This is a genomic window from Flavobacterium caeni, assembly GCF_900101895.1.
GTDB lineage: Bacteria > Bacteroidota > Bacteroidia > Flavobacteriales > Flavobacteriaceae > Flavobacterium > Flavobacterium caeni.
Genome location: NZ_FMVF01000010.1, coordinates 112,183 through 135,322, shown reverse-complemented (window position 1 = coordinate 135,322; position 23,140 = coordinate 112,183). Strand labels below are relative to the sequence as shown.

Sequence of the window (23,140 nt, the reverse complement as noted above, 5' to 3'; positions counted from 1 at the left end):
AGACCGTGGGCGGCCACCAGATCACGGGCTACCGCATCCGCATCACCAACGGCAGCGAGGTGCAGACGATCGAGAAGAACGTTCCGCACTTCACGATCCCGCAATTCCCGTCGCATGCCTATGCGACCACGTATACGGTAGAGATCCAGTTGCAGCGTGCCGGAATCTGGCAGGCGAGCTGGGGCGCGTCATGCTTGGTGTCTACCCCTGCGATCCTCGTGGACGGCGGCGCAGGTTCGGTGAACCCGTCGCAGTGCGGCATCACCCTGGCCAGCATCAACACCTTGATCGCCACTACGAGCCTCCAGGGCGTCACGGGCTACCGTTTCCGCATCAGCGATTTGACGAACCCTACGGGCCCTAACGCGGTGCAGACGATCGACCGTACGCAGAACTGGTTCAGCCTGCAGATGCTCGCGCGCTACAACTACGGTACGGAGTACCGCATCGAGGTGGCCGTTAAGACCACCGGTACCTTTGGCGGTTACGGCGCGGCTTGCGAATTGTCTTCGCCTGCGGCACCAACATTGGTGAACTGCGGCGGCACGGTGGCGGCCAAGCACACGCCAATCGCCTCGACCAGCGTCTCCGGCGCGACGCAGTACCGCTTCCAGGTGGTACGCGCTTCGGACCTGGCCAGCGCGACGCTCGACCGTTCTACGAACTTCTTTAACTTCAACATGATCCCGGTATCGCTGTACACCGCAGGCGCGACCTACAACGTACGCGTGGCGGTGATGACGGCCGGTACCTGCTCTCCGTTCGGCGATGCTTGCGAGATCATGGCACCGGGCGCTGCAGCGAAGCCTCAGGTTGTAACCGAGGACAGTTCGCTTGAAGCAGTTGCTCGTATTTCGGCCTATCCAAACCCGTTCGTACAAGATTTTGCAATCGAGTCGACAGGATCAACCCAAAGCGCCATGTCGGTGAAAGTATACGATATGTTGGGGAGATTGGTCGAAGAGGGACAAGTTGGTTCAGAAAGCGCAGTGCGTTTCGGAAGCCAGTATCCATCAGGCGTATACAACGTGATTGTTACCAACGGACAAAATGTCAAGACGCTCAGGATGGTAAAACGATAAGTTGAATTTCATTTCAATTTTGTTTATGTTTTGAATGAAAGGGACGGCAATGCCGTCCCTTTTTAATTGTGCCCGGATTGTAGAAGATTTGGAATTGGCGATTTCTATAAACTAATTTTCAATATTTTATTTAAAATTTTTTCATGGAAATGAGTTTTGCCTCATTAAATGATTATCTTTGTAGCTAAGATAGTTAGTAAATGAAGAAAATAGAAAAAGACGAAATATTTGAAAATTTTCAAGTAGTTAGTCGAAATTATTCCGATGCATCGATATTGATGCACGAAGCCATTGCCCGCAAAGCCGGCTTGTCAGGGACAGACCACAAATACCTTGGATTGATTCTACAACACGAGGCCCTAACGGCTGGAGATATTTCGCGATTGACAGGTCTGACAACAGGCGCGGTAACCGGACTGATCGATCGGCTTGAAAACAAGGCGCTCTTAGAGCGACAGTTCTCTAAAGACGACAGAAGAAAAATTTACATCGTTCCCAATAAAGACAATTGCATGAAGCTTTTGGCGCCGCTCTTTGATACACTCCAAGAAAGGACCAGCGCGTTGGTTGCGACGTTTTCCAGAAAGGAGATGCAAATCATACAGCGTTACTTTGAAGAAGCGACCACAATTATGGGTCAAACCACCAACGAATTGAACAACCGGCAATAAACAAGAAATGGAAACTGCTACCCACTATTTTACAAAAGCCGAGATCTGGCTTTGCACCACAACACTCCTTTATTTTTTAATGAACGGCGCGCAGATTTTCGAAACCCTGGTTTTTGTACCAAAATGGGTTGCTTCGCCGCAGGAGAATCTCAGGTTGTTGAATGACGGTAATGGCGTCAGTTTGAAGCTTTTTTGGATCGTATTCCATTCCCTTCACGAATTGGCCTTTCTCTTGGCGATCTTTTTTTGCTGGAAGATCGAACCAGTAAGAAACGGATTGTTGGGTTTGTTTGTCTTACATATCGCAGTACGCGCCTGGACGTTGGGTTATTTTGCGCCCAACATCATCGATTTCCAACGCATGGCGCAAACCAATAATTTTGGCGAGGATTTGATTTCGCGAACGGCGCTTTGGCAAAAACTCAACTACGTCAGGGTTTTGCTGTATCTCGCCATTTCGATTGGCTTTGTACCTTTGTGTGTCAAATTGTTCCATACAAGACCTTAGCGGTTTTCTTATAAAAAAAGGCCTGTCTTTTGGACAGGCCTTTTTGTTTATAGCGACATCGACTATTCGACCACAATCTTAAAACTTTCCGCGTTTGCTTGAAGGATGTAAATACCTTTGGCCAAATGCGATACGTCTAAAACCGAGGCGTTGTCTTTTTGACCCACCAAACGGCCCGAAAGGTCAAACCACTTGGCGTTGGCGGGCTTGCTCAAAAACAACTTGCCGTTCTTGACCGGGTTCGGATACACGAGCAAATTGGTACCTGCAACCATCTCGCGCACGCCCAAGACGTCGTTTTCGATTTGATAAGCACTGATGGTGGCACTGACCTCGTTGGCCATCACAATCAGGCCCTTCTGCGTTGGGCTGTGCTCCGGGCTGATGTAAATGATGCCCTCGGGACCCAAATCCCCTTGTGTGGTACCCGGCGTACGGTTGTTCTTGTAAGCCACGAACCGCGCGTTGGCAGGATCGGTGATGTCATACACCATTAAGCCGCCGATACGTTCCAACGTGATAAAAGCATAGGTAGCACCATTGATTGCGGCCACGGTGATGCCTTCGGGTTCAGGGCCCTTGTTGTCGCTTCTGTTCTTGAATCCGCTGTTGTCGTTGCTCGCGTTGAACAAGGCGCCATATACTGGATCGGTTGCCGTGATGCGCTCGAAGTCGTCGCCCGAATCAAATACCAACGCGCCGGTTTGCGCGTTCCAGATACTGAACGAACGGCTTCCAAAAGCGTGGATTTCATCAAAATCGCCATCGCCGTCGGTATCGCCGCTTTGGCTGGTTACCGCCAACCTGCCCAAGTTGAAGTTCTTTTTGAGCAAAGCCGCGTTCGGGAACACAACAGGGTCAAGCACATAGCCACCGCTTCCTACCTTGGTTTCCTCTTCGAGCGCATCGTATTCGCGCGCGTCGCCCTCGTTGGCCGTCACCAGGTAGGTCACGCCGTTTGCGGTATAATTGGCCATGGCATCGGGCATGTAAAGTCCTTTTACCGGCCATGTCGACATCAGGATTTCAGGGGTTTGGTCTGAAAAATCGACCGAATTTTGCGCCAGGCTAAAGTCTTTCGTTCCCAAAGGAAATACATCGGTCACGGTTTGTGTGGCAAGATCGATACGTGCAATCGCGTTGTTCTCCTGCAGCGTCACCCACGCCGTTTGGCCATCTTCGGACAGGGTGATGTATTCGGGTTCAAAGTCCTTCGAAACCGTGGCGTTCGGCCCAAAAATGCGGATGCCCTGCGCCCTCAGGTTGTCGATTTGACTGTCGAAAGCGTTGAAGTTTACCGTAGTCACATTCGATTGATGGATGTTGCCCAAGCCGCCGCTGACGTCGATGATCGACACGCTGCCCTCGGGATCGATGGTATAGTCTGAATTGGGTTGTCCTTCGTTGGCCGTCAGCACCTTGGTCCCGTCGGGCGTAAAAGTCACCATATCGGGCAAGACGCCTGCTTCGACCACGCTGATGTTGCCGCCGTCGATGTCCATCAGCACGACTTTTCCATTGGCGAAATCGGCGCTTTCGACCGTGGCGGCGACGATGCCGTTCTTAAAGGCGACGCTGGTTGCCCCGATGCCATAGGCCGCCATGTCGATGGTTTGCACGGGCGTAATGGCTAGCGGATTCGAGAAATCGAGGATGTGCACCTTGGTTGCGGTCGAGTTGAGCACGAACAATCTTTTCGAAACCGGATCGAAGTCGACGATTTCGGCCGTGCCCTCGCCGTCGACCAAGTAGCTCGTCAAAAAGTTGATGTCGAGCGCGTTGGTGGCCGTAGGCGCGTGGTTTTCGTCGTCGAGTACATAGACCGTTTGGGTCGCACCGGCGATGGTGGCCCCGTTGGCATCGGTAAGCGACAGCACAAAAAATTTATCGATGTTGCCCGAATCGTTGTCGGTCAAGACGATGTCTACCGCAATCGGTTCGGTCGAAAGCGCTGGAAAAGTGACGGTTTGCGGCGTGAAGGTAAAATCGGTTCCCGCGAGTGCGTTCCCGATGCCTTCCAAAACCGAAAGTTCAACCGTCACTTCGCCCATCGAAGGACTGGACAACGCAATGCTCGCCGAAATGGTGCCCGCATTTTCGTTTACAAAAGTGTGCTCTGCGGCAAAGGCCAATGTAGGCAGTGCAATCGCGAATGGCGTTCCGTTGAAAGGCAAATCGGGCGTGATGCCGTTGGTCGCGTCGTTACCCGATGCGTTCTCGACCTGCCATTGTGCGGCGTCGTTCAGTTGAGCGAGGTAGGCGGCGTGCGTCAAACCGGTGCGCGGCCCGTTGTAGTTGCCAATGTCGGTGCCCTGCGGCAGCACGATGGCTGTGGTACCAGCCGTGAGCCCTGTGCCGTCGAGCGATCCGAAAGCCGTGGCGTTGTTGGCGATGGCCGCGAGCATGGTCGTCGGAACGCGTGGCGCCGTGCCCAGGAATGCAAACATGGCCTCGTCGTCGTTCGATAAGCCACCCGCGTTGTTGAGGACGATGCTTCCCACCGAAGGGATCATCCCCGTGCTGACGTTGTTCAGCATCACAACGGTTCCGGCCGGGATGATTTGGTCGCCCGAGTTCCATGTGAAGTCGCCTTCGTCGGTACCGAACGCGGTGCCGTTCCATTCCGAATCGCAAAAATAGATGTTGGTGTCGGGCGTGATGTCCTTGAAGGTCACAAAAGCCAAATCATCGTTGCCGTCGGCGTTGAATCCGACAAATGCAAGATCGCCGGGCGTGGCAAGTTGGGCATGGCAAACGCCTGATAATCCCAACCATAAACCAAGAGTAATTTTTAATTTCATGGTGTTGTAAAATTGGTGTTAGTAGCTTGCAAATTAGCCACAACTTTACTGCGGGATATTACCGTTGTTTTATGGTTGGATTACCAAAAACGCACAACAAGATTATCAAGACGTTTCCGAATCCGACGCGCGTTAACCCAATGTTTGGTTTGCATTAATTTAGTTCGCGGGCTTGGTCGACAAAAGAAATCCAACGATGCAGGAACCGGAAATAGGCGCTGCTAAGGGCAGTTCATTGAAGTAATCGCCAACGCAACCCAGCGTTCAAAGACGCAAGAATACTTGATGGGAGTGTTTTAAAAGGCGCATTTTGAAAGGTTGTTGTAAAATTTCTGTTGCAAATATTTTACAACAAGATTTTTGCAACAAAAGTGTGATAAAATTGCCGTGATAAAAAAATCATCACAAAAATTTTATCACAAGAATAGGGTGAAAGTAAATTCTATTCGATCTTTTTCTAGAATTGCTGACGAATGTGACGGTTTAGTGAACCCTCTGTGCGGAACAACATCCAATTGACAAAAACAACGGGCGCCACTTCTATCCAAGAAATGGCGCCCGGGGCTCGTGTTTCGAAAAATAAAAAGGTTTATTCGGCTTTCTTCTCTTCGCCTTTGGCCGGATCGCTGACGGTGATTTCCATCGGCGCGGCTTTGGTCTCGGTCTTGGCCGTTTCAATTTTTGGCGCGGCTGCGGCAGAATTCAGTGGCGCACCTACGGCGATATCGCAACGGTGGCCCGGTTGCCCGTGCGGCGGGTTCATCCCTGGTGCCGTGACCACGGGTTGTGCCGAAGCGGCGGGTGGTTGCAACAATTTTGGCGTCCCGCCGGTCGGGGCCGCTGTTGGCGTAATTTTAAACGATTGGTTGCCTGAAGCTTGGTTCGGATTGATGGTCATCGCGGGCTGGCTCGTCATCTTGGCGGCAGAATTCAGTGGTGCACCTACAGCAATATCGCAACGGTGTCCCGGTTGCCCGTGCGCCGGGTTCATTCCGGGTGCCACAGCAGTCGGTTGTACCGTGGTGGCGCCTGGCGTGGCCGTCATCGTCGGGGCGGCTGTTGGCGTCATTTGCGCTACGGGATCGTTCGATGCAGCTGCATCGGGCGCTGCGGTTGTTGGTGTTTCGGATGCCGTTTGCGGCTCAAGATCTTTCTTGCAGGCGCCCAGCACCAATGCTATCGACAGAAGGCCTAAAAGTGATTTCGCGTTCATGTGGTTCGGATTATCAAAACCCAAATATAGTTGATTAATCCGTTGGTCCGACGGCACACGGCGCGCGAAGATGTTAAAAAAGCGACTTCAAGTCGCTTCTGTTATTTATCGGCTGCCTTGGTGGCTTTGTCTTCGACCTTGGTGGCCGTTCTGTTGAGGTCTTGGCGTACGTCTTTGCTTTTGGCCACTTTTTTCTTGTGCACCTCGCGCGCTTTGTCGTCTACTTTGTTGGCGGTACGCGTGAGGGCGTCACCTGTTTTTTCGGCGGCCTTTTCAGTTTCTGTGGCTACCTTTCCGGCTGTTTTCTTGGCATCTTGGCGTGCCTTCTCGGCTTTGCTGTCTTGCGCATACAATCCGGCCGAGAGCATCAGCGCAAAACCCAATAACAATAACTTTTTCATAGCAGTACTTTTTAAGTGAATACTTCAGCACAAGGCTTTTTTCAAAATTAACGGGGTTTGCGGGTGAGATGTTGTATAATTTCCTACAAATGTTCCATGATTAAAAATAGGCCCGCAACTGGACGCTACCAGTATGCACTGTGACACTGGTTTCGCTTTTTCGGCCCTGGTAATTCACGTTTACATCGAGGTATTGCGTCAGGTTTTTTTGAACGAGCAAGCGCCAAGTCATGTTTTGTCCCGGTTGCAGTCCTTCGAGCATTTGGAATGCCGCCGGCGAGAGCGCGTTTCCGGTAAACTTGTTTTCATACAGCGAGAATTCGCCGTTCATGGTCAGCTTTTTTTGGCTCGCATACGAGAACGAGGTTCCCACGCGGGTTTGTTTGAGCAGTTCGCGGTCGCCCATCGTATTTTTTTTGTCCTTGAACTCGGCAAAAAGGTCCCAGCTTGCGTTTTGCGAAAACAAGTACGAAATCTTGGGCGAGAGCTGGTAGGCATCGATCAAATAATTGCGCGACTCGAAATTTTCTACCGAAGTCCTGGTATTCGAAGTTTGCGCGAGCAGCCCGAACAGCCAACTCTTTTGGTACAAATGGGCATACTGCAACTGGTGCGAGCTGTTTTCGCTTTCCTGCGATCCGGTCGAAAGCAGCGTTTTGGCGCGGCTGTCCAAATAGGTATAGGTCACCGAATGGTCCTGCTTGCCGCGGTTGTAAAACAAGCTGTTCCTGATCGCGGTATTGAGCCCGAGCAGGTCGTCGTCGGTCGAAGACCCAAACGGATTCAAGTCGAAATTGCCGCCGTCGCGTCGAATCTTTCGATCGATCAAATAAGAAGTCTGGTTGTAAAAATACGACAGGAATTTACGAAAGCCGGTCTTGTTTTGCCACTGCTGCGGGTTGAGCGTCAGCGATTCCGAAAATTTGTTCTGGTGTGTTTTCAGGAAAATCTGGTTGGGCAAAAACACACGGATGTATTTGGCCTGGTCGGGAAACGGTGCCACCTCGAATTCCTGCAATTCCTGAACGCCGTTGGCGTTGTAGTCGTTCCACATGTACACGCCCTGGCCGGCCTCGACTTCAAGATAGGTGAATTCCTGCTGCGCGATGGTACCCGAAGAATTTTCGTAAGCCGTCGTGGTTTGGATCAGCTGATCGAAAAAGCGGTCGTTGTACAAAATGCGCGAGTTCAGCGATGGTTCGTCTTCGCGCAACGGATCGGTAAATACAAGGTTGCGGTAGTTGACAAACACCGTGAGGTCTGATTTTTCGGTTTGTAGCAAACGCGATTTGGCGTAATACGAGTTCGATCGGTTCACGCGTTGCAGCAGCCCGTTCTGCAAACTGTCGTTGACGCGGTTCAAATAACCCAACTCAACATACACCTTGGTCGAGTCGCCACGGCCCACAAATGCGCCGTATTCGAAAAACCGTTGGCTGATGGCCGAAAACGCGTCGGTGGCCTTGATCTTTTCCTGGTTGTCTTCGAGCCTAACCGATCCGCCCACCCAGTTCTTCCCAAAATGGTAGCGTGCCTGGGTTTGGTTGCGCACAAACTTAGACTGCGAGGCCGTCGCGTCGCTTTTCATGAAACTGCCGGCTTGTTGTAGGTTCCAACGGTCGAATTTGAACAATCCGTTGATCAGATGTCGGTTGCCCGAAAACTGCTGGTTAAAATCGAGGTTTTCGTATTGGTAGGTGAGTTCGCCTTTTTCGGGCAGCTTGAAATGCACGCCCGACGCGAGGAAGCTTTGGTCGCCGACGAACGTCGAGGTCAGGTTCCAATCACGGTCGAACTCGATGTTGAACAAACGCTCGATGGTGCGGAATTCCTTTTGTACAAATTGGTAGTTCGCAAAAGCATCTACCTGCCATTTTCCCGTAAAAAGCCGTTGCTTGCCGTTGATTTTGCCCGCCAGGCCTTGGTTGTCGGCATCGTCAATGGGCGAGAAAAGGTTCAAATCGTTGTTCGAAATGCCCATTTCAAAGTCGACATGGGTTTTTTCGGACGGTTTGTATTGCCCCATCACCGTCGCGATCTGGATTTTGGTCGGCGGCACGAGTCGCGTGATCGGTTCGTAATTGCCCTGCGGCACACCGTCTACGGGCGGCACGAATTCAAAAATGCGCCCCACCGCCGATGCGTTCGAAAGGACATAATTGCCCTGGTTGTTGCCCACCAACGTAAAGCGAACATTGTACAGTACATCGGTAGGGTTGTTCGAGTATTCGAACACTTCAATGCCGCCGAGCGTTACTTTTCGGTACAAGGTTTTGTTTTCGGAATAACTGTCGAGATACGCCGACGGTGCGGTCATCAGCGCTTGGTTGTCGCCCGCGTTTTGCAAAATTGTGGCCTGTTCGGGCGAAAGGTTTTGTTGCAACGGCTGGTTTTTGACGTCGTTCTCAGAATAAATGTAGGTGCCGATGTTCCAATCCTTGCGCTCGTGCGTGGCGCCAAAGTAGGTCACGAACCGCGTGTAGTTGCGGTCGGAGAATTGGTATTCGACATTGATACGCATTTCCGATGTAATCGGGAACAGCGACGTAAAGATGATCTCGCCCGCGTTGTAATCGATGATGTAATCGTTGTTTTCGCCGCGTTTGAGCAGGATGCCGTTCACGTACACACGTTCGGAACCCGAAATGACCAGGATGAACAATTCGCCGTTGGATCCGCGCAATTTGTACGGCCCTTGGTTGCCTTCCTGCCCGATGAAGCTGCTTTTGGCGTATTGGCCGCGGACGAGCGCCGCCGACGCAAACACATTGGTGCGGTTGCCTTCCTGCCCAAAGTTGAAGCTCGTGGCCAGTCCCTGTACTTTTTTGTTGAAGTTCAAGAAGCGCGACTTGCGGTTTTCGAGAAACAGGTCGCCTGCGCGGATGCTCCATTTGTCGCTGAACAATTCGATAAAAATCTGGTCGAATTCGTCAAGTTTTTGCGAATAACCGCCGTCCTGCAACGGGATGTTGCTGTCTTGTATAGACGCGCGCAAACTCACATTGTCCGATATTTTACCCGTAATCTGCAAATCGAGGTTCGAATTCACCACGGCGTTCTGGTTGTTGCCAATGGTCACGCCGCGCGTGATGCTGCCCGAGGTGTCGAGCCCTTCGAATGGCGTGAATCTTTTGACCGGGTCATTTGAAATGCGGTACAGCGATTTGCCCGATTCGACCACACGGCTGTCGTCGTAAATGCTGTAGGTCTTGGTGAGGTAGTCGGGAAACTTGAGGTAGCGTACGGTCAAGGTATCGGCCGTAAACGGGTAGTCCGGCGCGAAAACGAGCGTGCCTTTGGGAAAGTCGACCTTGTAAAAAGAAGTGTCGATAGCATTTCCGTTGGCGTCGAGCAATTTAAAAAACGCCGAATGGATGCTCACCGAATCGATCCGCATTGTATCGCGCACGGCGACCATTTTTTGGGTTTTGTACGGCGTATCGATTTCCTGCGCACTGAGCACCGAAAAAGAAAAGAAAACCAGCCCGAAAAGTAGTTTTTGCAACATAACCGTAATAACGCCGAGACACCAAATGTAGTGTATTCTGACAACGTTTAAAGAAGGGGGAAGACGTTAAAATTGGATGCGAAAGGCCATCGTATGTTTTAATTGCTATTTTTGTAATCCAACTCAACAAAAATAATATGAAATACAATAATCCTTTGCGTCTGCTGACGCTAGGTTTGGCCTTTGCTTTTTTGGTCTCCTGCTCTGACGATGACGAACAATATGTGCCGATACCTCCGGCGGTGGTGACTTCGCCCGTCGTCATGGATTTGACCCAGGTGCCGTATACCAACCTGTCGGAGTACAAATTCTTCGATGGCGACATGAAAGAACAAAAACCGGCTTACGGTGTGATTCCGTACCAACCGGCCAGCCAGTTGTTTACCGATTATGCCGAAAAAAAACGTTTCATTTGGTTGCCCAAAAACACCAAAGCCACCTATGATGCCGATGGCAAGGTGCTCGAGCTGCCTGTAGGCGCCGCCTTGATCAAGACGTTTTATTACAACCGCGTCCAGCCGTCGAACACCACCAAGATCATCGAGACCCGCGTAATGATCCGCAAGGAATCGGGTTGGATTTTTGCCGAGTATGTTTGGAACGATGCACAAACCGAAGCGACGCTGAGCCCGGGCGGTAACAACGTGCCCTTGACCTGGATCGACGCCAACGACGTGACCAAGTCGGCCAATTACCATATTCCGTCGGCAGCGGAATGTTTTACGTGTCATAACATCAATGAAGTGAATGTGCCGATAGGTATCAAACCGCAGAACCTGAATTGGAATTACGCCTATACGTCTGGAACGCAAAACCAGCTGCAAAAGCTGATTGATTTTGGCTACCTTGAGGACACGTTGCCCGAGAATATCGTTTCTACCGTCGATTTCAACGACACCAGCAAGCCTTTGGAATTGCGTGCCCGATCGTATTTCGACGCCAACTGCGCGCACTGTCACCAAGACGGCGGCCATGCCGAAAACTACGCGATGCGTTTCCCGTTCAGCCAAACCGAAAATCGAACCAATATGGGCGTTTGCGTGTCGCACACCCACTATGTTCCGGGATTTGCGGGCAGGTTGGTAACACCAGGTGATATCGACCGTTCGATGGTGTATTACCGATTGACCACCGACGAAGTCAATTTGATGATGCCTTACTTGGGACGTACGATTCTCCATGACGAAGCCGTAGCGCTCGTGGCCGAATGGATCAATTCGGTAACCGATTGTCCTTGATTCGAATATAGTATAAACAAAAAAGCCCCGTCATTGACGGGGCTTTTTTTATAGAAGGTAAAAAATATTTACTTCTTAATGAATTTGGTTGTAGCCGATTGGTTGTCGGCGTTGAAACGCGCGATGTATACGCCCGAAGCAAAATCGGAAACGTCAACTATGTGCTCGCCCGAAGAAAGTTGCTCCTTGCGCAACGATTTGCCGTTGACGTCGAAAATCTCGAGCAAGGTGTTCTTGGTCGCTTTCACTTCCAATACATTGCTCACCAGGCCCGATTTGAGCACGGCGGTTTGCGCCGAAGACGAGAAAACGTCGGTAGCCAGCGCGTTAGGGTCGTAACGGTAAATCATCGATACGATTTCGGCAGCCGATCCGCCAAACTCATCCTCGATGTAAAACGTGAATTTGTAGTCAGAAACACCGCCATTGTTGGCATGTGTGTTCCAAAAGTGGTCAAATTCAGAGTTGGTTCCACCCGGGGCGATGGTCACAGCCGAACTCGGATAGGCATTTCCTTGCACTACGTTCGACAAACAAACATTGCCAAGGCACAATTCCATGCCGCCGGTTGGGTTGGTCACGCTTTCTACCAAGATGCGCACGTCGATGCTGGCCGCCGTGTTGTTGTGCACCAGAAAGCCCAGGTAGGCGTCGTCATACTCGGTCGAAGTAAAGGTAAACACCTGGTTGTTGGCAATCGGCGTCCCGTCTGTTTTGGTTACTGTGATTTGCGCTTGGGTAGCGGTGCAAACCAACAGTCCGAGGATAAATAATACTTTTTTCATGGTCATTTTCATTTAAAAACCGGGCAACTTTTGGTTGCCCGGGTAGGTTTATTTCAAGATAATTTTTTGTGTTTGTTGTGCGTTGCCGCTGATCATTTTGGCCATGTAGATGCCGGTCTGGAATGCCGACAAATCGATTGGCGTGTTGTTGGTCACCGCGTTTTGCGACAACACTACTTTTCCGGTCACGTCAGAGATGATTACATCAACCGGCTTGGTGCTGCTTACGCGTACGATACCCGTGGTTGGGTTCGGAAGCATCTTGATCGTCGCAACCGACTCGAATTGGGTAGCAGCGAGCAGGTCGTCTGAATAAGCTGCCTGCATGATTGCCTTGGTTTCGTTGTTTTGGATGAACACAACCACCGCCAAATCACCCATTTCTTCGATGTTCAATCCGGTCAATGCGGCATTGAGTTCAAAGTTATGTGGCACATCCAGTACGAAATCCACGACGGTTCCCGATGGGTTTGGCAACATTTTCATCATCACGTTGTGGAATTCAGTCTCACCGTTTGATGCCGCGTTGTCGTAAGTTTCTTTCTCGACAACCACCGCATGTACGGTGTATGTTCCGGTCAAATAAGGCATAACACTTACGTCTACCGAGATGTTGTTTCCGGTGATGGTGTGTCCTGCGGTCAATCCAAAGAAAGCCGGTCTTGCCGCCGCATTGGTGAGGTCGTTGTTCAATTGTTGCGTGCTGAAGTTGGTGCCGTCCTGCGAATCGACAAACAAAGTAGGCGCAGCATTGACGCCATAATAGCTCACGCGGCTACCCACTTCGGCCGTATAGTAGGGGTCGCCCGTACCAGGCCAGTTCACTTGGTAGTTGATGAGCGCGAAATTGTCATGCTGAACTTCAGAGAATGGGTTAAAGTACGACCCGTTGAACTGCGCGCATGGCGGGCAAGTCGAGCTCGAGAACTTCTCATACAATGGGAATCTCGTGGCCGAACCGCTGGCGATAGAAACCGTACGGTTGAGGTAGTTGTTCGTATCGTCGCTGTCGGTGTTGCCGTTCGGGTTGCTTACCCAAACCGAGATGGTGTATTGTCCCGGCACCGATGCCCAGGCGTCCTGGTGCGTGAAGTTGTACGAAGCGTTCGGGGCAAGATTCAAGTCGGTCAAGGTTTGCGTGTGGATTTCGCCGCCGCCCACTTGCCAGTTCAAATCAACCGACGAAAGTGTGTTCAACCCCATGTTCTTGAATGCACCGGCGATTGGGAGGTTGCCCTGTGCAGCGATCACGTCGATCGACAAATTGCTGAGCTCGGCATCGTCCTCGGCAATCTGGCTGATCATGACGTTGTCGATGTAAATGCTGTTGCCGTAGTTCGACGTAGCCATGAACGAAATGTAACCTGTAGCGGTCAAATTCGCAGGCAGGTTGAACGAGTAATTGTACCATCCGTTGGCCGGAACAGCTGGCGCAAGCGCGGTAGAGCGGTTCACGGTCCCAAGCAAAGTTCCACCAGGGTTGGTCGTGGTGTTGTAGTACACGCGAATACGGTCGGTGTTGTCAGGGTAGCCCCCGTCACGGTACATGCTGAATTTTACACGGTAGTTGGCACCGGTAAAATTCACCGCATTCGACTGGATGTGGTAGTTGTTGCCTGCAGGAATGTTGTAGGCGTCAAACTTGGCCATCCCGGTGCCCTGCGTGGGTGTGCAATTCGGGTTGGTTCCGTTGGTCACACGCGTCCACCCAGGATTGGCAGACGATCCCGACACGTGGTTGACAGTCCAGGTCAACGCGGTGTCGAAGTTCTCAGTAACGAGAACTTGTGCTTCTGCTTGCACGGCCCCAAGGAGCAATGCAACGATTAGCGTAATTTTTCTCATAGAATGTTGTTGTTAATAGTTGAATAGATTGTTTTATAAGGATGCAATTATAATAAAAAAGAATGTTAAATCGTGAAAATACGTTGCAGAATTTGGACAAAATGCGAAAAAAATTTAAAAAAAAACGCAAGACATGAGGTATTGCGGTTTTGGTTTGGCGCGATGGGCGCTATTTTTTTGACTATCAGAAAGATATACGAAAATTCGTCATAAAATATTTTCTGGGTCTTTGGTCACGATTTGCATCGTTTCGCGGCTCACTTGTTTGAGCAAAACTGCCTTGTCTTTTTCGACCATTTTGGCTGCTTTTTCATCAAAATGACGGATCGTGTACAACGACACATTTTCATTGTACGACACTTTGAATTTTTTAGAAAGCGTGGTCTTGAGTTGTGGAAAGTTTCCGAATTTATCGTCTACGCATACCGAAAAACTGATCGCCGAATTCTGGATCAAATGCACCTTCATTTTGTACTGGTGCAACAACCCGAAAATCTCGCTGATGTTTTCCTCCATGATGAACGAAAAGTCGATCGAAGAAAGCGAAATCAGCAACTGCTCTTTCTTGACGATGAAACACGGCAAATGCGGCTCCAAATCAGCACCTTTCGACACGGCCGTTCCAGGCAATTCCGGATTCAAAAATGATTTGACATACAACGGAATCTCCTTGCGTTGCAAAGGCTGCAGCGTTTTCGGGTGGATGACCGTTGCGCCATAAAACGCGAGCTCGATGGCTTCGCGGTACGAAATCTGGTTGAGCAAACGCGCGTTCTCGAAATACCGCGGATCGGCATTCATCACGCCCGGCACGTCTTTCCAGATCGTCACGCTTTCGGCGCCCAGGCAGTAGGCAAAAATCGCCGCTGTATAATCCGATCCTTCGCGGCCCAGCGTGGTGGTGAAGTTGTTTTCGTCCGAGCCCAAAAAGCCCTGCGTAATGTTGAGCACTTTTTTCTTGACGTTTTTCGAAATGTTTTTTTGCGTGAGTTCCCAATCGACATTGGCGTCGCGGTAAGTGTTGTCGGTTTTGACAAACTGCCGCACATCGATCCAATGGGTCTTGACCCCGCGGTAGTTCATGTAATGCGCGAGTATTGTGGTCGAAATGAGTTCGCCCATGCTCACCACCTGGTCGTACACAAAATTGTAATTGGGCGATTTGTTCTGCGCCAAAAAGAACTCGAGTTCGGCAAAAAGCTGGTTGACCGCCGCAAAAACCGCGTGCTTGTCGTCGTCGAACAAGTCGAGCAAAATCGCGTTGTGGTACTTGCGTACTTCCTGCACCGACGATTGCAGCGCCGCCGATTTGTCGAAATAGTCCTTGATCACCACTTCGAGCGCGTTGGTGGTTTTGCCCATGGCCGATACCACGAGCAACACGTCGTCGAAGCCGGTTTTTTGCAATACGTCGTACACATTCCTGACACCTGCTGCGTCTTTGACCGAGGCGCCGCCAAATTTGAAGATTCTCATAACTTATTAAAATTCCAAATCCCAAATTCCAAATTCCAAAAGGTCCTAATTGGGATTTGGAATTTGGGATTTGGAATTTATTTATTGTTCACAATAAATGCATCGATTCCGTTTTCGTCCATATGCGCCACGCGCCAGTCGGGTAAAATGCGCGCACCCGATTTTTCGTAAAATTCGATGGCAGGCGTGTTCCAATCCAAAACATTCCACTCAATCCTGCGCACGCCATCTGTCTTGCCTTGTTTGATGATTTCGGCATACAACGCAAAACCCAATCCAGAGCCGCGCATTGGTTCGGTGACAATCAAATCCTCCAAATGAATGGTTTTGCCTTTCCACGTCGAATAGCGGTAATAATACAGCGCCATGCCAACGATTTGGCCATCTTGTTCGGCCACGAAGGTATGAAACAATGGATTTTCGCCAAAACCGTCGCGCTGCAAATCGGCCACGGTCACCACCACGGCATCGGGTTCCTTTTCGAACACCGCGAGTTCGGTGATGAGTTCCAAAACGGCGGGCATGTCGGCTTTTTGGCCTTTTCTGATGTTCATTTTTGGGAGCATTATCCCGCTTTTCGTTACAATCTTTTTGAACTTCGCTGACGCTCGTTCAAAAAGGATTTCCACTGCAAATGCCTTTGGCATTCACCGAACACCTCTGTCAAATAAATATTCGGTGAGGTAATCGGGGCTAGGGTTGGTTACAAACCACAAATATAATCTACAAATTCCAAATCCCAAATTCCAAATTCCAATGCGACCGTTTGGAATTTGGAATTTGGTGCTTGTAATTTGAATTTTCAAACTATCTTTGCGCCATAACTACAACGATTTCGTAATGGAAGAACGCAACAAAACGCTCGGCGAGTTCATCATCGAGAAACAAAAAGACCACAACTACTCTACGGGCGAGCTGTCCAAGATCATCAATTCGATCCGTTTGGCGGCCAAGGTTGTCAATTACAAAGTCGCCAAAGCCGGACTCGTAGACATCGTCGGAGCGGTGGGCGAACAAAACATCCAAGGCGAAGACCAGCAAAAGCTGGACGTTTACGCCAACGAAGTGTTCATCCAAACGCTCATCAACCGCGAAATCGTGTGCGGTATCGCCTCGGAGGAAAACGACGATTTTATCACCGTCGAAGGATTACACGGCGGTCACAACAACAAATACGTCGTGTTGATGGATCCGCTCGACGGCTCGTCGAACATCGATGTAAACGTATCGGTGGGCACCATTTTTTCGGTGTTCCGTCGCGTGACACCTGTAGGAACCCCGGTTACGCTCGAAGATTTTCTGCAACCCGGCACGGCGCAGGTAGCGGCGGGCTATGTGATTTACGGCACGTCTACCATGCTCGTGTACACCACGGGACACGGTGTCAACGGGTTTACGCTCAACCCGGCCATCGGGACGTTTTACCTGTCGCATCCGAACATGCAGTTCAAGGAAGACGGCAACATTTATTCGATCAACGAAGGCAACTACATCCATTTTCCGCAAGGCGTCAAGGATTACATCAAATACTGTCAGTTAGAGGAAGGCGACAGGCCGTACACCTCGCGCTACATCGGTTCGCTTGTGTCGGACATCCACCGCAACATGATCAAGGGCGGCATCTATATTTATCCCACCAGCACCAAAGCGCCCAAAGGCAAGCTGCGGTTGCTTTACGAATGTAACCCCATGGCGTTCATCACCGAACAAGCAGGCGGCAAGGCCTCGGACGGTTTCGGGCGCATCATGGAAATCCAACCCACCGAACTGCACCAACGCGTCCCGTTTTTCTGCGGTAGCAAAAACATGGTCGAAAAGGCCGAACAGTTCATGGACAAAGCACGATAAACCCAACCAAATATTTCAAAAGAAAAGCCGGACTTCTACTGAAGTCCGGCTTTTCTTTTGAAATTCCAAATTCCAAACTCCAAATTCCAAATTCCAAATTCCAAAATCCAAATGCCTCGTTTGCGATTTGGTGCTTGGTACTTGGAATTTGGTGCTTGGAATTTATTTATTCATATGTTCCATTTCATACAGGAACACATCGGCGTCTACTTTTTTATCGATCAACGACATGGCTTTGTTCACAATGTGGTTCACGTTGCCCGGCGTGAAGCCCAGCGCCAACGCAAATTTGCGCAACAAAAAGTCCTGTTTGTCGCCCAATTGGTGGTCTATGTGTACCATGCGGCCCAAATCGTACAAACGCTCGAGACGCTGCGAGTACAAATACGGCGGGTTGATCGGGTATTTCAACGGATTTTCGAGGATTTCCTCATATTTGTCCTTGGTGATTTCGAGTTTGCCGGCAAGTTTATCGAGAAACGTCTTCTCTTCGGGGTGTACGACACCGTCGGCCAAGGCCACACGAACGATGGCCGAAAAATGACCTTTGTTACGGGATTTGAACTCGCTGTCGAATAAATCTGAAAATGACATAATTGTTGGTTTTTGAGGTACAAATATATTGCATTCGCCGATTTTAGAACAGCAAAAAATCACTTTTTTACCACGTTTTTTGTGGTTTCCAAAATATTACGGAGCTTCTGTCGTTTCACAATATGTTGTAAATTTACAATCCCCTCAATCTACTAAATACTTATGGAATGTCAGAATTTTGGATATATCTTAAAATCGGGTTACACCATGTACTCGATTTAGAAGGCTACGACCATGTGCTGTTCCTTATGGCGCTTACCGTGCCGTATGCGTTCAAGGACTGGAAACGCGTGCTGTTGCTCGTGACCATTTTTACCATCGGGCATACTTTGGCGCTGGTGCTGTCGGTGTTCGGGATTTTGATGATCAAAGCCGATACCGTCGAATTTTTGATTCCCGTCACCATTTTGATCACCGCCATCTACAATTTGTTCCAGGCCGGAAAAGCGGGTGGCAAAGACAGCATCAATGTAGTTGGATTCATCACTTTGTTTTTTGGAATCATCCACGGGCTGGGCTTTTCGAACTTCTTCAAGTCGATCCTGCCCGGCGATGCCACCGACAAAATCTGGCCGCTTTTAGAATTTGCGCTCGGCATCGAAATCGCACAATTGATCGTGGTTTTGGTCGTGTTGCTGATTTCGTTTATCTTGCATCACTTTGCGCGGTTTTCCAAACGCGACTTTGCGTTGGTGACCTCGGCATTTGTGATCGGCGTGGTCGTGCCGATGTTATTGGAAAGATGACCGGAATTCAAATGGACAAAAAATTGAACAAATACGACAAGGCCTATCTCCGGATTGCGCGCGAATGGGGCCAATTGTCTTACTGCCAGCGCAAAAAAGTAGGCGCCATCATCGTACGCGACAAAATGATCATCTCCGATGGCTACAACGGTACGCCCACGGGTTTCGAGAATTTTTGCGAAGACGAAGAAGGCTACACCAAGTGGTATGTGCTCCATGCCGAGGCCAACGCCATCCTCAAGGTCGCGCAATCTACGCAATCCTGCCAGGGCGCGACACTGTACATTACGCTTTCGCCGTGCCGCGAGTGTAGTAAGCTTATCCACCAGTCGGGCATCACACGCGTAGTGTACCAAATGGGTTACCGCGATACGTCGGGCGTCGATTTTCTCAAAAGGGCCGGCGTAGAGGTCGAACAAATCGAAACACTCGACTGATGAAATCGAAAAATACCATCGTGATCCTCGTCGCGTCGCTCGCGCTCGCGTTGGGCATTGCGCTCGGCGGATTTCTGAATTTCCCGGTGGCCAAGCCGTCGTTTTCGAAAAACAATTACAAGAGCAAACTCAACCGCTTGCTCGATTTCATCAACAGCGAATATGTCGATGATGTCGATGCCGATTCGATCGTAGAGCTCACCGTGAGCAACATACTCGAACAACTCGATCCCCATTCGGTGTACATTCCGCCCAGCGAGCAAACCGCCGAGGTCGAAAGCATGCGCGGCGATTTTGTAGGGATCGGGGTCAATTTTTACATGTACAACGATTCGGTGGCCGTGATCAAACCGCTGGATGATGGGCCGTCTGAACGCGCAGGCATCAAGGCCGGCGACCGCATCCTGTTTGCGGGCAAAGACAAATTGTTCGGCAGGAAATTGCCGTCCGATACGCTGTTCGCCAAGTTGCGCGGCGCGGTCGGGTCGGAGTTGCAGCTCACGGTGTACAGAAAATCGACCAAAAAAACGTTCAAGGTCAAGGTCAAACGCGATATTATTCCGCTCAATTCGGTCGATGCGGCCGTGGTGCTGAACCCCACGACGGGCTACATCAAGATCAACCGTTTTGCCGAAACCACCTACGACGAATTCCAGCACGCGCTCACCAAGCTGCGCAACCAACACATCGGCACGCTCGTCATCGACGTACGCGACAACGGCGGCGGTTACATGGAAAAGGCGGCCGAGATTGCCGACGAACTGCTCAAGGACAAAGAACTCATCGTTTTTACCAAGAACAAGAAAGGCCGCGTCGACAAGACTTTTGCCACCGACCGCGGCGATTTCGAGGACGGCAAAGTTTATGTGCTCATCAACGAAAACAGCGCTTCGGCCAGCGAAATTTTGGCCGGCGCCGTACAGGACAACGACCGCGGTGTCATTGTGGGCCGTCGATCGTTCGGGAAAGGACTCGTGCAACGCGAGATGGATTTCGAAGACGGATCGGCCGTGCGGCTCACCGTGGCGCGGTATTACACGCCGTCGGGTCGTTCGATCCAGAAAGACTATTCGAAAGGCAGCGGCGACTATTTCAACGATTTCATGAAGCGGTTCGAACACGGCGAATTGTACGCCAAAGACAGCATCAAGATTGCCGACACGCTCAAGTTCAAGACCAAATCGGGCAAAATCGTATATGGCGGCGGTGGTATCGTACCCGATATTTTTGTGCCGCTGGAAGTAGAGCACGGGCACGAAGAGACGGTGTATTTGATGCAATCGGGTGCGGTGGGTCATTTTGTGTTCGAACAACTCGACAAAAACCGCAAGGCGTTTGCGGGCTTGTCGTTTGCGCAGTTCCTCGACAAAATGGACAAGACCGATTTGTATTTCAATAACTTCCAAAAATACGTTTCCGAGAACGGTCTCGACATCAAACTCGGCAAAAACAAACCGCTGGTCAAACGTTATTTGGCCGCCGAATTTGCGCAGCAATTGTTCGACGACCAAAAATATTACGAAATCGTACTCAAGGAAGATCCGATGATCAAGGCCGTGCTGGCCGATAAATAGCGCTTATTTTTTGATCGAATCGTGGCTTTGGCTTTGGTTGCCGTCGTTCCACAACGTAAGGATGTCGGTGGCCACTTCGGCGCCGCTTCCCGCAGCAATGGCCAGTTGGCTGCGTTTGCCCGATAATGTGCCGGCCACATAAATGCCTTCGGCGACTTTGTGGTCTGTGTTGCGCAATTGGATGCGGTTTTTTTCGGGGATCGATTTTTTGTGCGGTTCGACAAACGATTCCAATCCTTCTATGGCAAACGTATTGATCCATCCCACGGCGACTACGACGGTTTGGGTTTGGTAGCTTGCTTTGTTCGTGACGACGGTAAAATTTGGATAGGCGCCTTCAATCTTCATCACTTTTTCATTGGCGAATTGCGCAACGTGCGGATATTGGTTGGCCAATTGGTTGATGCTTTCGGCCATCAATTCGGTGCCGAGCTTTCCGGGCGCGATCCCGTAGGCGTTGTTGAATAAGGCTTCTTGAAGATTGGTGGTTTTTTGGTGCGTGAAGATGCCGATTTTTTTGTCGACAGCGTACGGTTTTTTGTGGGCCGATCCCAAGACGAGCGCGCAGGACATCCCCGAGACGCCCCCGCCAATGATCAGTACGTCGAACATACTAGTTGTTTTTGGTTTTTTCCTCGATCATTTTCGACATCCTGAAAATAAGCAGGATGAAAATGGCGCAAAAAGATGCCGCGATGCCAATCAGTGCAATCATCGAATCGCCTTCGAACAAATGATCAAAATCCAAAAGAAAGATATTGAAAATAATCAGCGCGAGCGCGATGACAACCAATATGGTGGTAAATATTTTCATTATGAATTAGGCTTTGAGTGTCGAAAAGTAGTAAAATTTTGATTAAGCGAACAGCCCTTTAACATTAGCCGCAAATAATTTAACAGCGATCGCGAGCAGCACCACGCCAAAGGTTTTCCTGACCACGCCAAGGCCGTTCTTGCCCAGCATGCGCTCGATTTTGGCCGATGAACGCAATACCACATACACCAAAATGATGTTCAACACAATGGCAATCACGATGTTGGCCGCGTCGTATTGCGACCGCAACGACAGCAAAGTGGTCATGGTTCCGGCGCCCGCGATCAGCGGAAACGCAAGCGGTACGATCGATGCCGAACTGGCTTGGTCTTCTTTGTAGATTCGGATGCCCAGAATCATCTCGAGCGCCAAAAAGAACAGTACGAACGAACCGGCGACTGCAAACGAGTGTACGTCGATACCAATCAGCTTGAGGAATTCCTCGCCGATGAACAAAAACACGATCATGATGATGCCGGCCACCGCCGAGGCTTTCTCTGATTCGATATGCCCGTGGCGGTTGCGCAAGTCAACGATGATGGGAATCGTGCCTACAATGTCGATGACGGCAAACAATACCATACTGACGGTGATGATTTCTTTGATGTCGAGTAACATAGCTTGAGTTTGAGGGTGCAAAAGTAGTCCTTTGAAAGACCATTTTAAGCCAAAATCGCGTTAATTTTCTCGGTTCTTTTTTAACGCGTCGGTTGGATCCGTGTGACGGTATTGTGTTATCTTTGCCGCATGTTTCAAATCGGCAAAACCATCGTTTCCGAAGACATCCTCGAAAAGGATTTTGTGTGCAACCTCTCGGCTTGTCACGGCGCCTGCTGTGTAGACGGCGATGCGGGAGCGCCCTTGAATGAAGCCGAAACAAAGATTCTTGAAGATATTTACACCAAAGTAAAACCGTTTCTTCGCCCCGAAGGTATCGCTGCCATAGAAGCACAAGGCCCATGGGTGACCGGTTCAGACGGCACCTTAGAAACGCCATTAATCGACAACAAGGATTGCGCGTACGTCATCTTTGACGGCAAAACGGCGCTTTGCGGTATCGAGCAGGCCTACAACCAGGGGCTCGTCGATTGGAAGAAACCGGTATCGTGTCATTTGTACCCGGTTCGGGTCAAGGATTTTTCGTCGTTTGCCGCCGTCAACTATGACCGCTGGGACATTTGCGACGATGCCTGTACGCTCGGAAAGGAACTCGAAGTGCCCGTTTACCGCTTTGTGAAGGAAGCGTTGATCCGCAGATTTGGCGCCGATTGGTATGCCGAACTCGAGAAAGTGGCCGACGAACTCAAAGCCCAGCCAAAGGGCAAAAACCGACGCTGATTTTTCAACCACTGTTTGTTGGAAATCGACCAAAACCAGCGGGCGCAAATATCTTCCTCAAGCCGCAGTTTTACGGACATTTTTAAAATCGTTGCTTTTTTAAAGTGTTAATTTTCAATAAATTAACTTATTTTAAAAATAACTTGTAGCGTTGTTTCGTTGTTAAAAACTACAACCGATTGTGGATAAGTTTGGCTTTTAATTCCAAATTCAAATCCCAATCTTTGTAAACGGAAAGAATAGCCAAAAAAGTGTTAAAAT

General features: G+C 50.1%; 21 protein-coding genes. 9 read left to right on the top strand and 12 right to left on the bottom strand.

The genetic code is table 11. From position 1 onward, the window contains the following. The 3 genes from BLP55_RS11295 to BLP55_RS11285 all read left to right on the top strand — a co-directional run. Positions 1-1,082 (top strand): T9SS type A sorting domain-containing protein (locus BLP55_RS11295; RefSeq protein WP_139149654.1); only part of this gene is annotated, 1,082 nt, incomplete at its 5' end. 200 nt (positions 1,083-1,282) lie between these two features. Beyond that, positions 1,283-1,753 (top strand): MarR family winged helix-turn-helix transcriptional regulator, encoded by a 471-nt coding sequence (locus BLP55_RS11290; RefSeq protein ID WP_091143903.1) that lies wholly within the window; start codon positions 1,283-1,285, stop codon positions 1,751-1,753. A gap of 7 nt (positions 1,754-1,760) precedes the next feature. After that, on the top strand, positions 1,761-2,261 hold the full coding sequence (locus BLP55_RS11285; protein WP_091143900.1) for a transposase: 501 nt from the start codon (positions 1,761-1,763) through the stop codon (positions 2,259-2,261). Positions 2,262-2,323: 62 nt separating this feature from the next. On the opposite strand, the gene BLP55_RS11280 is transcribed toward BLP55_RS11285, so the two are convergent. The 4 genes from BLP55_RS11280 to BLP55_RS11265 form a co-directional block, all read right to left on the bottom strand. Continuing rightward, on the bottom strand, positions 2,324-5,062 hold the full coding sequence (locus tag BLP55_RS11280) for a choice-of-anchor I family protein (protein ID WP_091143897.1): 2,739 nt from the start codon (positions 5,060-5,062) through the stop codon (positions 2,324-2,326). Between the two features lie 589 nt (positions 5,063-5,651). Next, on the bottom strand, positions 5,652-6,275 hold the full coding sequence (locus tag BLP55_RS11275; protein ID WP_091143894.1) for a hypothetical protein: 624 nt from the start codon (positions 6,273-6,275) through the stop codon (positions 5,652-5,654). 101 nt (positions 6,276-6,376) lie between these two features. Continuing rightward, the gene (locus BLP55_RS11270; protein ID WP_091143891.1) at positions 6,377-6,676 is read right to left on the bottom strand and encodes a hypothetical protein; all 300 of its coding nucleotides are present in this window, start codon (positions 6,674-6,676) and stop codon (positions 6,377-6,379) included. Positions 6,677-6,776: 100 nt separating this feature from the next. Next, on the bottom strand, positions 6,777-10,184 hold the full coding sequence (locus BLP55_RS11265) for a hypothetical protein (RefSeq protein ID WP_091143887.1): 3,408 nt from the start codon (positions 10,182-10,184) through the stop codon (positions 6,777-6,779). A 137-nt stretch (positions 10,185-10,321) separates the two neighbouring features. Between BLP55_RS11265 and BLP55_RS11260 the strand changes: the two genes are divergently transcribed. Continuing rightward, positions 10,322-11,422 carry a hypothetical protein gene (locus BLP55_RS11260; protein ID WP_091143883.1) on the top strand — a complete coding sequence of 367 codons (1,101 nt, stop codon included), beginning with the start codon at positions 10,322-10,324 and terminating at the stop codon, positions 11,420-11,422. A gap of 68 nt (positions 11,423-11,490) precedes the next feature. Here BLP55_RS11260 and BLP55_RS11255 read toward each other — a convergent pair whose 3' ends face one another. The 4 genes from BLP55_RS11255 to BLP55_RS11240 all read right to left on the bottom strand — a co-directional run bounded on the left by BLP55_RS11255 (position 11,491) and on the right by BLP55_RS11240 (position 16,082). After that, positions 11,491-12,207: a T9SS type A sorting domain-containing protein gene (locus tag BLP55_RS11255; protein WP_170826852.1), complete on the bottom strand. Its 717-nt coding sequence runs from the start codon at positions 12,205-12,207 to the stop codon at positions 11,491-11,493. A gap of 48 nt (positions 12,208-12,255) precedes the next feature. Beyond that, a complete protein-coding gene (locus BLP55_RS11250) occupies positions 12,256-14,052 on the bottom strand; it encodes a T9SS-dependent choice-of-anchor J family protein (protein ID WP_091143875.1) in 1,797 nt (598 codons plus the stop codon). Positions 14,053-14,259: 207 nt separating this feature from the next. After that, on the bottom strand, positions 14,260-15,528 hold the full coding sequence (locus BLP55_RS11245; RefSeq protein ID WP_091143871.1) for an aspartate kinase: 1,269 nt from the start codon (positions 15,526-15,528) through the stop codon (positions 14,260-14,262). A 77-nt stretch (positions 15,529-15,605) separates the two neighbouring features. Beyond that, entirely contained in the window at positions 15,606-16,082 is a 477-nt protein-coding gene (locus BLP55_RS11240; protein WP_091143933.1) for a GNAT family N-acetyltransferase, read from the bottom strand. A 286-nt stretch (positions 16,083-16,368) separates the two neighbouring features. Between BLP55_RS11240 and fbp the strand changes: the two genes are divergently transcribed. Next, on the top strand, positions 16,369-17,376 hold the full coding sequence (gene fbp / locus BLP55_RS11235) for a class 1 fructose-bisphosphatase (protein WP_091143868.1): 1,008 nt from the start codon (positions 16,369-16,371) through the stop codon (positions 17,374-17,376). A gap of 162 nt (positions 17,377-17,538) precedes the next feature. Here fbp and BLP55_RS11230 read toward each other — a convergent pair whose 3' ends face one another. Further along, a complete protein-coding gene (locus BLP55_RS11230; RefSeq protein ID WP_091143864.1) occupies positions 17,539-17,970 on the bottom strand; it encodes a tellurite resistance TerB family protein in 432 nt (143 codons plus the stop codon). Between the two features lie 167 nt (positions 17,971-18,137). Between BLP55_RS11230 and BLP55_RS11225 the strand changes: the two genes are divergently transcribed. The 3 genes from BLP55_RS11225 to BLP55_RS11215 are packed head-to-tail and all read left to right on the top strand — an operon-like array spanning position 18,138 to position 20,727. Continuing rightward, positions 18,138-18,716 carry a HupE/UreJ family protein gene (locus tag BLP55_RS11225; protein WP_091143860.1) on the top strand — a complete coding sequence of 193 codons (579 nt, stop codon included), beginning with the start codon at positions 18,138-18,140 and terminating at the stop codon, positions 18,714-18,716. Positions 18,717-18,727: 11 nt separating this feature from the next. After that, a complete protein-coding gene (locus tag BLP55_RS11220; RefSeq protein WP_091143930.1) occupies positions 18,728-19,153 on the top strand; it encodes a deoxycytidylate deaminase in 426 nt (141 codons plus the stop codon). Further along, positions 19,153-20,727: a S41 family peptidase gene (locus BLP55_RS11215; RefSeq protein ID WP_091143857.1), complete on the top strand. Its 1,575-nt coding sequence runs from the start codon at positions 19,153-19,155 to the stop codon at positions 20,725-20,727. The genes BLP55_RS11220 and BLP55_RS11215 overlap by 1 nt, the downstream gene beginning before the upstream one ends. Positions 20,728-20,730: 3 nt before the next feature. Here BLP55_RS11215 and BLP55_RS11210 read toward each other — a convergent pair whose 3' ends face one another. From BLP55_RS11210 to BLP55_RS11200, 3 genes are read right to left on the bottom strand one after another with little or no spacing between them, the layout of a single operon-like run. Then, positions 20,731-21,339, bottom strand: coding sequence for an FAD-dependent oxidoreductase (locus tag BLP55_RS11210; protein WP_091143854.1), 609 nt, complete (start codon positions 21,337-21,339; stop codon positions 20,731-20,733). Position 21,340: 1 nt separating this feature from the next. Continuing rightward, on the bottom strand, positions 21,341-21,541 hold the full coding sequence (locus tag BLP55_RS11205; RefSeq protein WP_091143850.1) for a hypothetical protein: 201 nt from the start codon (positions 21,539-21,541) through the stop codon (positions 21,341-21,343). Positions 21,542-21,583: 42 nt separating this feature from the next. Next, positions 21,584-22,159: a MarC family protein gene (locus BLP55_RS11200; RefSeq protein ID WP_091143845.1), complete on the bottom strand. Its 576-nt coding sequence runs from the start codon at positions 22,157-22,159 to the stop codon at positions 21,584-21,586. 129 nt (positions 22,160-22,288) lie between these two features. On the opposite strand from BLP55_RS11200, the gene BLP55_RS11195 reads away from it, so the two are divergent. Beyond that, on the top strand, positions 22,289-22,879 hold the full coding sequence (locus BLP55_RS11195; protein ID WP_091143841.1) for a DUF3109 family protein: 591 nt from the start codon (positions 22,289-22,291) through the stop codon (positions 22,877-22,879). The last annotated feature ends 261 nt before the right edge of the window (positions 22,880-23,140 follow it).

Bases quoted from the DNA above. Each gene is read 5' to 3' on its own strand.
- fbp (WP_091143868.1), top strand. From the start codon at position 16,369: ATGGAAGAACGCAACAAAACGCTCGGCGAGTTCATCATCGAGAAACAA.
- BLP55_RS11260 (WP_091143883.1), top strand. From the start codon at position 10,322: ATGAAATACAATAATCCTTTGCGTCTGCTGACGCTAGGTTTGGCCTTT.
- BLP55_RS11290 (WP_091143903.1), top strand. From the start codon at position 1,283: ATGAAGAAAATAGAAAAAGACGAAATATTTGAAAATTTTCAAGTAGTT.
- BLP55_RS11240 (WP_091143933.1), bottom strand. From the start codon at position 16,082: ATGAACATCAGAAAAGGCCAAAAAGCCGACATGCCCGCCGTTTTGGAA.
- BLP55_RS11275 (WP_091143894.1), bottom strand. From the start codon at position 6,275: ATGAACGCGAAATCACTTTTAGGCCTTCTGTCGATAGCATTGGTGCTG.
- BLP55_RS11215 (WP_091143857.1), top strand. From the start codon at position 19,153: ATGAAATCGAAAAATACCATCGTGATCCTCGTCGCGTCGCTCGCGCTC.
- BLP55_RS11265 (WP_091143887.1), bottom strand. From the start codon at position 10,184: ATGTTGCAAAAACTACTTTTCGGGCTGGTTTTCTTTTCTTTTTCGGTG.
- BLP55_RS11245 (WP_091143871.1), bottom strand. From the start codon at position 15,528: ATGAGAATCTTCAAATTTGGCGGCGCCTCGGTCAAAGACGCAGCAGGT.
- BLP55_RS11270 (WP_091143891.1), bottom strand. From the start codon at position 6,676: ATGAAAAAGTTATTGTTATTGGGTTTTGCGCTGATGCTCTCGGCCGGA.
- BLP55_RS11230 (WP_091143864.1), bottom strand. From the start codon at position 17,970: ATGTCATTTTCAGATTTATTCGACAGCGAGTTCAAATCCCGTAACAAA.
- BLP55_RS11280 (WP_091143897.1), bottom strand. From the start codon at position 5,062: ATGAAATTAAAAATTACTCTTGGTTTATGGTTGGGATTATCAGGCGTT.
- BLP55_RS11250 (WP_091143875.1), bottom strand. From the start codon at position 14,052: ATGAGAAAAATTACGCTAATCGTTGCATTGCTCCTTGGGGCCGTGCAA.
- BLP55_RS11200 (WP_091143845.1), bottom strand. From the start codon at position 22,159: ATGTTACTCGACATCAAAGAAATCATCACCGTCAGTATGGTATTGTTT.
- BLP55_RS11255 (WP_170826852.1), bottom strand. From the start codon at position 12,207: ATGAAAAAAGTATTATTTATCCTCGGACTGTTGGTTTGCACCGCTACC.
- BLP55_RS11220 (WP_091143930.1), top strand. From the start codon at position 18,728: ATGGACAAAAAATTGAACAAATACGACAAGGCCTATCTCCGGATTGCG.
- BLP55_RS11195 (WP_091143841.1), top strand. From the start codon at position 22,289: ATGTTTCAAATCGGCAAAACCATCGTTTCCGAAGACATCCTCGAAAAG.
- BLP55_RS11210 (WP_091143854.1), bottom strand. From the start codon at position 21,339: ATGTTCGACGTACTGATCATTGGCGGGGGCGTCTCGGGGATGTCCTGC.
- BLP55_RS11285 (WP_091143900.1), top strand. From the start codon at position 1,761: ATGGAAACTGCTACCCACTATTTTACAAAAGCCGAGATCTGGCTTTGC.
- BLP55_RS11225 (WP_091143860.1), top strand. From the start codon at position 18,138: ATGTCAGAATTTTGGATATATCTTAAAATCGGGTTACACCATGTACTC.
- BLP55_RS11205 (WP_091143850.1), bottom strand. From the start codon at position 21,541: ATGAAAATATTTACCACCATATTGGTTGTCATCGCGCTCGCGCTGATT.